12 protein-coding genes are annotated in these 10,289 nt (G+C 74.1%); 3 read left to right on the top strand and 9 right to left on the bottom strand.

The genetic code is table 11. The features are described from left to right. Nucleotides 1-148 precede the first annotated feature (148 nt). Nucleotides 149-1,936, top strand: a complete 1,788-nt coding sequence (locus IEZ17_RS33075; RefSeq protein WP_189306677.1) for a glycoside hydrolase family 15 protein — start codon at nt 149-151, stop codon at nt 1,934-1,936. A 4-nt stretch (nt 1,937-1,940) separates the two neighbouring features. Beyond that, nucleotides 1,941-2,696 (top strand): SDR family oxidoreductase, encoded by a 756-nt coding sequence (locus IEZ17_RS33070; RefSeq protein ID WP_189306675.1) that lies wholly within the window; start codon nt 1,941-1,943, stop codon nt 2,694-2,696. A gap of 21 nt (nt 2,697-2,717) precedes the next feature. Here the strand turns inward: IEZ17_RS33070 and amaP are convergent, their stop codons facing one another. The 8 genes from amaP to abc-f all read right to left on the bottom strand — a co-directional run bounded on the left by amaP (nt 2,718) and on the right by abc-f (nt 8,437). Then, on the bottom strand, nt 2,718-3,323 hold the full coding sequence (amaP, locus tag IEZ17_RS33065; RefSeq protein ID WP_189306673.1) for an alkaline shock response membrane anchor protein AmaP: 606 nt from the start codon (nt 3,321-3,323) through the stop codon (nt 2,718-2,720). Between the two features lie 7 nt (nt 3,324-3,330). After that, nucleotides 3,331-4,023, bottom strand: coding sequence for a DUF6286 domain-containing protein (locus tag IEZ17_RS33060; protein ID WP_189306671.1), 693 nt, complete (start codon nt 4,021-4,023; stop codon nt 3,331-3,333). Next, nucleotides 4,020-4,412 (bottom strand): Asp23/Gls24 family envelope stress response protein, encoded by a 393-nt coding sequence (locus IEZ17_RS33055; RefSeq protein WP_189306669.1) that lies wholly within the window; start codon nt 4,410-4,412, stop codon nt 4,020-4,022. The genes IEZ17_RS33060 and IEZ17_RS33055 overlap by 4 nt, the downstream gene beginning before the upstream one ends. A 6-nt stretch (nt 4,413-4,418) precedes the next feature. Then, on the bottom strand, nt 4,419-4,619 hold the full coding sequence (locus IEZ17_RS33050; protein ID WP_189306667.1) for a hypothetical protein: 201 nt from the start codon (nt 4,617-4,619) through the stop codon (nt 4,419-4,421). A 36-nt stretch (nt 4,620-4,655) separates the two neighbouring features. Continuing rightward, complete coding sequence (locus IEZ17_RS33045) at nt 4,656-5,135, bottom strand: Asp23/Gls24 family envelope stress response protein (RefSeq protein ID WP_189306665.1); 480 nt, start codon at nt 5,133-5,135, stop codon at nt 4,656-4,658. Nucleotides 5,136-5,371: 236 nt separating this feature from the next. Continuing rightward, a complete protein-coding gene (locus IEZ17_RS33040) occupies nt 5,372-6,151 on the bottom strand; it encodes an enoyl-CoA hydratase/isomerase family protein (RefSeq protein WP_189306663.1) in 780 nt (259 codons plus the stop codon). Nucleotides 6,152-6,266: 115 nt separating this feature from the next. Beyond that, nucleotides 6,267-6,488: a helix-turn-helix domain-containing protein gene (locus IEZ17_RS33035; protein WP_016573902.1), complete on the bottom strand. Its 222-nt coding sequence runs from the start codon at nt 6,486-6,488 to the stop codon at nt 6,267-6,269. A 350-nt stretch (nt 6,489-6,838) separates the two neighbouring features. After that, entirely contained in the window at nt 6,839-8,437 is a 1,599-nt protein-coding gene (abc-f, locus tag IEZ17_RS33030) for a ribosomal protection-like ABC-F family protein (protein WP_159504494.1), read from the bottom strand. A 222-nt stretch (nt 8,438-8,659) separates the two neighbouring features. Between abc-f and IEZ17_RS33025 the strand changes: the two genes are divergently transcribed. Further along, nucleotides 8,660-9,064 carry a VOC family protein gene (locus IEZ17_RS33025; protein WP_189306661.1) on the top strand — a complete coding sequence of 135 codons (405 nt, stop codon included), beginning with the start codon at nt 8,660-8,662 and terminating at the stop codon, nt 9,062-9,064. 32 nt (nt 9,065-9,096) lie between these two features. Here the strand turns inward: IEZ17_RS33025 and IEZ17_RS33020 are convergent. Continuing rightward, nucleotides 9,097-10,289 (bottom strand): hypothetical protein (locus tag IEZ17_RS33020; protein ID WP_229852868.1); only part of this gene is annotated, 1,193 nt, incomplete at its 5' end.

Below are 10,289 nucleotides of genomic sequence, written 5' to 3'. Positions count from 1 at the left end.
CGGCGGACCCCGGACGGTCTGCCGAATCCGCCGGATGCGGGGAGACTGAGGCAGCCGGCGACGCTGCGCCGCCGGCTCCGGCAGAACCCGTAGCCCGGACAGCCGCCACCCCCGAGTAGCGCTCCCGCCGGGCGGGAAGGGGCGCGGAGTGCACCCCCCACGCATCGAGGACTATGCGCTCATCGGCGATCTCCAGACCGCCGCCCTCGTCGGCCGCGACGGCTCCATCGACTGGCTGTGCCTGCCCCGCTTCGACTCCCCCGCCTGCTTCGCCGCGCTCCTCGGCGGCGACGACAACGGCCACTGGCTGCTCGCCCCGCGCTCCCCCGACGCCCGCGCGCAGCGCTCGTACCGCGGCGACTCGCTCCTCCTCGACACCGTCTGGGAGACCCCCACCGGCAGCGTCCGGGTCACCGACTTCATGCCGCAGCGCGACCGAATGCCCGATGTCGTGCGGATCGTGGAGGGGCTGCACGGCAGCGTCGAGATGCGCGGGGTGCTGCGGCTGCGGTTCGACTACGGGCGGGTGGTGCCCTGGGTGCGGGCCGCCGAGGGCTGCCGGGTCGCGATCGCCGGGCCGGACTCCGTATGGCTGCGCACCCCGGACCGGGGCAGGACCTACGGCAAGGACTTCAGCACCTGCTCCGACTTCACCGTCGCGGCGGGCGAGCGCACCGCGTTCGTGCTGACCTGGCACCCCTCGCACGAGCCCCGCCCGGCGCGGATCGACCCCTTCCAGGCGCTGGCGGACACCCTGGAGGACTGGCACGACTGGTCGGCGCGCTGCCGCTACACCGGTCCCTACCGCGCCGCCGTGGTCCGCTCCCTGATCACCCTCAAGGCGCTCACCTACGCGCCCACCGGCGGCATCGTCGCGGCCCCCACCACCTCGCTCCCCGAGGAGCCGGGCGGCGTGCGCAACTGGGACTACCGCTACTGCTGGCTGCGCGACGCCAGCCTGACCCTGAACTCCCTGATTTCCGCCGGGTATCTGGACGAGGCCGGCGCCTGGCGGGACTGGCTGCTGCGCGCGGTGGCCGGCGCCCCCGCCGACCTCCAGATCATGTACGGGCTGGGCGGGGAGCGGCGGCTGCCGGAGACCGAGGTGCCCTGGCTGTCCGGGTACGCGGACTCGCGGCCGGTGCGGATCGGCAACGCCGCCGTCGAGCAGCGGCAGCTCGACGTCTACGGCGAGGTGATCGACTCGTTCCACGTGGCCCGGAGAGCGGGGCTGCCGGCCGAGGCGCACGCCTGGAGCATCCAGCGGGCGCTGGTCGACTACCTGGCGTCCACCTGGCGCGACCCAGACGAGGGGATCTGGGAGATCCGCGGCCCGCGCCGGCACTTCGTGTACTCCAAGGTCATGGCCTGGGTCGCGGCCGACCGCGCGGTGCGGGCGATCGAGGCGGATCCGAAGCTCGGCGGGGACGTCGACCGCTGGCGGGCGATGCGCGACGAGGTGCACCGGGAGGTCTGCGAGCGGGGCTACGACGCCGGCCGCGGCACCTTCACCCAGCACTACGGCTCGGTGGAACTGGACGCCGCGACGCTGCTGATCCCCCGGGTCGGCTTCCTCCCGGGCGACGATCCCCGGGTGCGCTCCACCGTCGACACGGTGCGCCGGGAGCTGACCTCCGGCGGTCTGGTACGCCGTTACAGCACCGAGGGCGGCTCCGTGGACGGGCTGCCGGGCGGCGAGGGGGCGTTCCTGGTCTGCTCGTTCTGGCTCGCCGACGCGCTCCAGCTGACCGGCCGCCACGAGGAGGCCCGGGAGCTGTTCGAGCGGCTGCTGGCGCTGTGCAACGACGTCGGGCTGCTCTCCGAGGAGTACGACCCGTCCGCCGGGCGCCAACTGGGCAACTTCCCGCAGGCGTTCAGCCATATCGGCCTGGTCGGCACCGCGTTCGGGCTGCTCGGCGCGCCGGGTGCAGACTAGGGCCATGGATCTTGGACTCACCGACCGGACATATCTCGTCACCGGAGCGACCCGCGGCCTCGGCTTCGCCACCGCCCGCGAACTGGTCGCCGACGGCGCCAACGTCGTCGTCACCGGACGCACCGAGGAGAGCGCCGCCAAGGCCGCCGCCGCCCTGGGCGACCGGGCGTTCGGCGTCGCCGCCGACAACGCCGACCCGGACGCCGCCGCCCGCCTGGTGTCGACCGCCCGCGAGCGCTTCGGCCGGCTGGACGGCGTGCTCATCAGCGTGGGCGGCCCGGCCCCCGGGACGACCGCCGACAACACCGACGACCAGTGGCGGACGGCCTTCGAGTCGGTCTTCCTCGGCGCGGTTCGGCTCGCCCGTGAGGCCGCCGCGGTGCTCGACGAGGGCGGTGTCATCGGCTTCGTCCTCTCCGGCTCCGTCCACGAGCCGATCCCCGGGCTCACCATCTCCAACGGCCTGCGCCCCGGCCTCGCCGGCTTCGCCAAGTCCCTCGCCGACGAGCTGGGCCCGCGCGGCATCCGCGTCCTCGGCGTCCTCCCGGGGCGGATCGCCACCGACCGCATGACCCAGCTCGATGCCCTCTCCGGCGACCCCGAGGGCACCCGCGCCCGCAACTCCGCCTCCATTCCCCTGGGCCGCTACGGCCGCCCCGAGGAGTTCGGCCGCACCGCCGCGTTCCTGCTGTCGCCGGCCGCCTCGTACGTCACCGGGGTGATGGTCCCGGTGGACGGGGGCGCGCGCCACGGCTTCTGAGAGGGCCGTCGCGGACGGGGGCTAGCTCACCCGCTCCGGCCTGTGGCGCACCGCCCGCAGCCGGACCTCGGCGGGCAGCCGTGCCAGGCCCGCCGACGTCCGCGCGTGCGCCAGCGCCTCGTCGGACAGCCGCAGCACGACGGTCCCGGGGTCGGCGTGCGGGGCGAGGACGAGCAGGGCGCGCAGCCGCGGCTCCGTGCGGCGGCCGGTCAGCAGGACGGCGGCCCGCTCGACGCCGTCCAGGGACTCCGCCTCGGCCGTCAGGACGGTCTCCAGGGCCCGGCCGTGGACCAGCGCGCCCTGCCCGTCGCCGCAGTCGACCAGCACCTCGCCGAGCCGGCGGCGCCGGAGCTGGGCCAGCAACCACCACAGGAGCAGCACGACGAGGGCGGCCAGAGCGGCGATGACGGCCGGCCACCACCAGCCGCGGTCCGTCCAGCGGGTGCGGTCGCGGGCCGGGAGGAGGACCGCGTCGGGGCGGGCCCAGGGCCATCCGCCGGGCAGGCCGAGGTGCAGCCGCGCGGGCAGGTCGGAACCGCCCAGCAGCACCATCCCGCCGGCCGCGAGCAGCACGGCGCCGGTCAGGCCGAGCAGCAGCCGGTTGACCGTTCCGCGGGCCCCGGGCACGGCGCGGTCACCCCTTCCTCGGACGCCGTACGTAGACGGTGAGCGCCGGCCGGTGCGCCAGGCCCAGTTGCCGCAGCCCGTCGCCGAGCGCGGTGTCCAGATCGCGGCGGACCGCGCCCAGTTCGCGGAAGTGCGCGACGGCGCGGGCGTACGCCCGGCGGCGGCCGACGGTCATCCGTACGGACTGCACCCCGGCGACCTCCAGGGCCCGGTCGCGCAGCACCAGCGCGGCGGCCGGCCGGTCGAGCCCGGCCCGGACCCCGGGGGCGGTGCGCCGCATCGGCAGCACCGCCCGCAGGCCAGGGGTGACGGCCAGCACGATCAGCCAGATCCCCAGCAGCACCGCGGCTGCCGCGCCGGCCTGCATCCAGGGGTCGTCCAGGTGACGGGTGGCCAGTTCGTCCGCCAGCCCACGGCGCCAGGCCGCCGCGGGGCGGTGGGCGCGCACCGCGGCCACGTCGAGCAGCAGCAGACCGGCGGCAGCCAGCAGCACCAGTGCGACCAGCGCCGACGGCACCCGGCGGGACGACCAGAAGCGGCCAGCGTGCCCGCCGCCGGCCGGGCCGGTGTCCGGGTGCGCACCGCCCGGGGAGGGCCGCGCCACCCCTGCCGACCCGGTCAACCCGCCCCCGGCACCGGGCTGTTCACCGGGTGCGGGCATCCGCCGGGCGCCCTGCCGTGCGTCGCCGTCCCCACTCATCGCACCCGCACCCGCTCCCGGTCCGCGAGCAGCGGTGAGTGCAGCCGCTCGACCCGCACCGCCACCTCGGACACCGCCATCCCCGCCAACGCCCGTACGCGTTCGGTGACATGGCGGCGCACCAGCCGGGCGTGCGCACCGATGTCGACGGGGTAGCCGAGCTCCACGGCGACATACAGCCGGGCCTCGCCGAAGGGCGGCCGGACATCGCGGCGCTGCACGGTCACCGTCGCGTGCGCGTCGGTGGGGTCGCCGGGGCACGCGGCGCGCAGCGCCTCACGGGCGGCCCGTGCGGCGATCTTCGCCACCACCCGGTCGGCGACCAGGGTCGCGCCCCGCTCACCCGCCGGTACGCCGGCGGCACCGGCCCGCGCGGACACCGTCGCCACCCGGCCTCACCGCCGCCGGCCGTCGCGGTCCCCGGTGCGGGGGGTGCGGAAGAAATCCCCTGCCTCCAGGTCCCCTTCGAAGAGTCTGCCGGCCATGAACCCGACGGCGCCCAGCGCCGCCACCAGGACGAACGCGCCGAACCCCCCGAAGTATGCGGCGAAGCCCAGCGCCATCCCGGCCACAAGACCGACCACGGCCATGCTCATCGTGCGCTCCTTCGCTTCTGCTCCGGCCGGCCGACGTCACTGGAGCCGCGGCTCCGGTTTCCCGGCCGCGTCCGGCCCGTCTTCCTCGTCCTCCTCGTCGGGCAGCTTCACATCGCTCACCGCGATGTTGACCTCGACGACCTCCAGACCGGTCATCCGCTCCACGGCGGAGATGACGTTCTCCCGTACGGCCCGCGCCACGTCCGCGATGGCGACGCCGTAATCGACCACGATCTCCAGGTCCAGCGCGGTCTGCACCTCACCGACCTCGGCCTTCACCCCGCGCGTCGCGGGGGCCGACCGGCTGCCGCCCGGCACCCGGCCGCGGACCGCGCCGAGCGTACGGGCCAGACCGCTGCCCATCGCGTGGACGCCGAGGACGTCGCGGGCCGCGAGCCCGGCGATCTTCTCCACGACACCGTCGGCGATCGTGGTGCGGCCACGGGCCCCGGGGTCGCCGCCGCCCCGCTTCACCGGAGGTTTCGCCGCGGCTGCGCTCTGCTGGCTCTCGGTCATCGCGGTGCGTCCCTTCCGAGCCGCCCGAGGGGGAGCGGACCACCCGCTCCGCTCCCCACACTAGGTGCGGTTTCCCGGGCCCGCTCCGGGGACGCGGCAGCGGAGTGCCGCACCCGGCCGCGGCGCGCGGCCGAGTGCGGCAGGCCGCGGACGGGGTCCGGGAAAGAGTGACGCGGTGACCGGGAACGGGCAGGCACGCCGTTCCGGTCACCGCGGTGGACACCTGAGGGGACCGGCTAGTCGCCGACGCCTGCCAGGTCCCGGAGGCGGCGGGCCTGGGCGGCCCGTTCGGCGCGGCGCTGCTCCTCGTACGTGCGGCCCGCGGCGCCGGCCAGCAGGGCCTTGGTCTCGATGACGGCGTCCCGGGGCGCGGCGGTGAGCGCGGCGGCCAGGTCGGCCACCGCGGCGTCGAGTTCGTCACCGGGGACGACGAGATTGGCGAGGCCGATCCGCTCGGCCTCGTCGGCGTGCACAAAGCGCCCGGTGGCGCAGATCTCCAGCGCCCGGGCGTAGCCGACCAGCCCGACCAACGGGTGGGTACCGGTCAGATCCGGGACGAGCCCCAGGCTGGTCTCGCGCATGGCGAACTGGACGTCCTGTGCCACGACCCGCAGATCGCAGGCGAGCGCGAGCTGGAAGCCCGCACCGATGGCATGCCCCTGTACGGCGGCGATGGACACCAGGTCGTTGCGCCGCCACCAGGTGAACGCCTCCTGGTATTCGGCGATGGTGGCGTCCAGTTCACCGTCCGTACCGCGTGCCAGATCGAGGAACGACGGCTCGCCGTCGAAGCCTTCCGGCGTGAACGCCTGCCGGTCCAGGCCCGCGGAGAAGGACCTGCCCTCACCGCGCAGCACCACGATCCGTACGTTTCCCGGCAACAGCGAACCCGCCTCGGCCAGTGCCCGCCACATCGCGGGCGACTGTGCATTGCGCTTGGCCGCGTTGGCGAGGGTCACCGTGGCGATCGCGTCGTCCACGGCGAGCCGGACACCGTGCTTGTCGAGCAGAGTCATGAGGGCGCCTCCGAGTCAGCCAGCCGCACCTGCGTGCGTAAGTGACTGAACGGTAACCTCCCGGCCGACTGCTCGGGCGGCCGGGGGGCACCGTCTGCACCCGGAGTCGCGACCGTCAGACCGAGGCGGCCTTCTTGCCCCTCGTGGCTCCGCCGCGACCGCGCAGGACCACACCGGATTCACTGAGCATCCGGTGCACGAATCCGTAGGAGCGGCCGGTTTCCTCGGCCAGCGCCCGGATGCTCGCTCCGGAGTCGTACTTTTTCTTCAGGTCTGCCGCGAGCTTCTCGCGCGCGGCGCCGGTTACCCGGCTGCCCTTCTTCAGAGTCTCGGCCACCCGTGCCTCCTCGTGGGAAGTGCGCTCTGGACTCTCATGATCACCCCTCCCCGGCTTCCTGGCCACCCATTCCGCAAGGTCTGTGAGACATCCTTTGCCGTCCGGCGTGCGCCCGGGGCGCCCGGAATTCTCGGTTCCGTGCGCCCCGCCGGGCGTCATCGCCCCGCCGTCCGCGAGAACGGGCAGGTCAGATGGCATGCGGCCGAAAAGGTGACGGCCGGGCCGCAGGGACCCGGCCGGACGCCGCAGGCTCGCCGGTGTACGAGCCGTTCTCACTCAGATGACGGATCACGGCTGAGCCGAATGATCCAGTCGGCATGATCCATCCGCCGTGATCGGCGGGACCTTGATCAGGCCAGCGCGACCAGATCCGCGTAATCCTGGCCCCACAGGTCCTCGACGCCGTCGGGCAGCAGGATGATCCGCTCCGGCGCGAGCGCGTCCACCGCGCCCTCGTCGTGCGTCACCAGGACCACCGCGCCCGTGAAGGTGTGCAGCGCACCGAGGATCTCCTCGCGGCTGGCCGGGTCGAGGTTGTTGGTGGGCTCGTCGAGCAGCAGCACGTTGGCGGAGGAGACCACCAGCGTGGCCAGGGCGAGGCGGGTCTTCTCGCCACCGGAGAGGACCCCGGCGGGCTTGTCGACGTCGTCGCCGGAGAAGAGGAAGGAGCCCAGCGTCTTGCGGATGTCGACCAGGTCCATGTCCGGGGCGGCGGAGCGCATGTTCTCCAGGACCGTGCGGTCCGGGTCCAGGGTCTCGTGCTCCTGGGCGTAGTAGCCCAGCTTGAGGCCGTGGCCGGGGCGGACCTCGCCGGTGTCCGGCGTCTCGACGCCCGCCAGCAGCCGCAGCAGGGTCGTCTTGCCGGCGCCGTTGAGGCCCAGGATGACGACCCGGGAGCCCTTGTCGATGGCCAGGTCGACGTCGGTGAAGATCTCCAGGGAGCCGTACGACTTGGACAGGCCCTCGGCGGTGAGCGGGGTCTTGCCGCACGGCGCCGGGTCCGGGAAGCGCAGCTTGGCGACCTTGTCGGAGGCGCGCACCGCCTCCAGGCCGGCGAGCAGCTTGTCGGCGCGCTTGGCCATGTTCTGCGCGGCGACGGTCTTGGTGGCCTTGGCCCGCATCTTGTCGGCCTGGGAGTTGAGCGCCGCGGCCTTCTTCTCGGCGTTGGCGCGCTCGCGCTTGCGGCGCTTCTCGTCGGCCTCGCGCTGCTGCTGGTAGAGCTTCCAGCCCATGTTGTAGACGTCGATCTGCGAGCGGTTGGCGTCGAGGTAGAACACCTTGTTCACGACGGTCTCGACCAGGTCGACGTCGTGCGAGATGACGATGAAGCCGCCGCGGTAGGTCTTGAGGTAGTCGCGCAGCCAGGCGATGGAGTCCGCGTCGAGGTGGTTGGTCGGCTCGTCGAGCAGCAGGACGTCGGAGTCCGAGAAGAGGATCCGGGCCAGTTCGACGCGGCGCCGCTGGCCGCCGGAGAGGGTGTGCAGCGGCTGGCCCAGGATGCGGTCGGGCAGCCCGAGGCTGGCGGCGATGGTGGCGGCCTCGGCCTCGGCGGCGTAGCCGCCCTTGGTGAGGAACTCGGTCTCCAGGCGCTCGTACTTCTTCATCGCCTTCTCGCGGGTGGCGCCCTTGCCGTTCGCCATCCGGTCCTCGTTCTCCCGCATCTTGCGGAGCACGGCGTCCAGCCCGCGGGCGGAGAGGATCCGGTCGCGGGCGAGCACGTCCAGGTCGCCGGTGCGCGGGTCCTGGGGCAGATAGCCGACCTCGCCGGAGCGGGTGACCGAGCCGCCGGCCGGGATGCCCTCGCCGGCCAGCACCTTGGTGAGGGTGGTCTTGCCGGCGCCGTTGCGGCCGACCAGGCCGATGCGGTCGCCCTTGGCGACACGGAAGGAGGCGGACTCGATGAGGATTCGGGCGCCGGCGCGCAGCTCAAGGCCGGAAGCGGTGATCACGGAAAAAACTCCAGGGCAGGAAGACGGCGGGTTGGACGGACGGTCCGAGAGCGGTCTACGCCGTCTAATGAACCCAGAGGAGAACTGCCATGCAGGCAGTCTAACGGGCCGGTGCAAGTCGTTTTCCGGCACTGTCGGACCCCGGTGCAAGACTGTGAGGCAGGACACAGGAGCCCGGTTGCCGGGCTTCGGCGCGACCACGCGAGAGGTGCGGTGATCAGCATGACAGGTACGCCGACGATGTACCCGACGGTGCTCTACGGGGACGCACCGGCCGCCATCAAGCAGCTGACGGAGGCGTTCGGCTTCACCGTCGGCGCGAAGTACGAAACCGAGGACGGCACGGTGCTGCACGCCGAACTGTCCTACGGGAACGGCACGGTCATGCTCGGCTCGAAGGGCCGCGGCGGCCTCTTCGACGAGGCGATGGGCGACGCCGGTCCGGCCGGCGTCTATGTCGTCGTCGAGGACGCCGACGCCCACTTCCGGCGGGCCGAGCTGGCCGGGGTGGAGATCCTGATGCCGCCCACGGACCAGGACTACGGCTCCCGCGACTACATGGCCCGGGACATCGAGGGCAACATCTGGAGCTTCGGGACGTACGCGCCGGGCGGTGCGGGAGCCTGACCCGCCACCGCCCGGCCGCGGCGGGGCGGTTGCTACGCCCCGCCCGTGTGGACCTGGAAGGCCGCGCGGCGGACGGCCTTGGCGAGTGCCGGATCGGGATGCGCCGCGGCCAGCGCCACCAGCACCTGCACGGTGCGCGGGTGGCCGACGGCGCGCACCTCCTCCAGCAGGCGCGGCACCGAGCCCTGGACCGCCGAGTCCAGGTGCCGGACCAGGAGTTGGGTCTCTCCGTGGTCGGCGACCGCCGCCGCGGTGTCCACCCACAGCCAGGTCGACTCCTCGCGGGTGAGGACGTCGGGGGCGGTCTCCGGGTCGCCGCCGTCGTGCTCGACGAGCCACAGCAGGGCGTAGGGCCGCAGCCCCGGTTCGTCGGCGGCGGTCCGTACGGCGGGCTCGGCGGGGGCGCCGACCGCGCGCAGCGCCTCGAAGGCCAGCCCGCGCAGCAGCGCGTCCTCGCCGCGGGCCACGGTCAGCAGTTCCTCGACGGCGGCGCCCACGGAGCGGGCGGCGAGCCAGGCGCGGTATTCGGCGCGGGCCGGCCCCGGGGTCAACCGGGCGCAGCCGCGCAGCATCGCTTCCGCGGACTGCTCGATATGGCCTGCCGTGCTCTGCGCGGCGACGCAGATCTGCTCCAGCTTGACCCACACCGACCAGTTGCCGAGCGGCGTCAGCTGGGCCTCGGGCCCGCGGTGGCCGCCCTCGTGGGAGCCGTCGGGCGCACCGTCCGGCGGCATCAGCGCGCCGACGGCGAGCAGCGCGTCCAGCGCCCAGCCCAGGAGTCCGGCCAGCGGCGCCCCCGCGGCGTCGCTGGCCGTCCCCGTGCTGCCGGCACCGTCCGCGGCGGGGTCCTGGCCGTAGGGGACCTCGCAGCGTTCGGTGCGCAGTTCGGCGACGCGCTGGTCGAGCATGTCGAGCAGCGCCGGCAGCCGTACGGGCCCGGCCGACAGATGCAGCAGGGACAGCAGCTGCGGTACCGCCTCGACGACTTCGGCGACGATCGTGGGGCCGGCCCCGGCCGGGGTGGGCAGGGCCAGCGACCAGGCGTCGAAGAGCGCCACCCAGCCGCGCAGCACCGCCGTGTCGTCGCGGTCCCAGGCGCGCAGCCGCCAGCCGGGGCGGGCGATGCCGTCGTGGAGTTCGACGAGTCCGGCGAGCCGGGCCCGGTCCCAGTCGGCGCGGACCTGCCGCGGGGTCAGCCCCAGGGCCTCGGCGGCGCGGGCCGCGG

It is taken from the genome of Streptomyces albospinus, assembly GCF_014648695.1.
Lineage (GTDB): Bacteria > Actinomycetota > Actinomycetes > Streptomycetales > Streptomycetaceae > Streptomyces > Streptomyces albospinus.
This window is presented reverse-complemented; position numbering and strand designations above follow the sequence as displayed.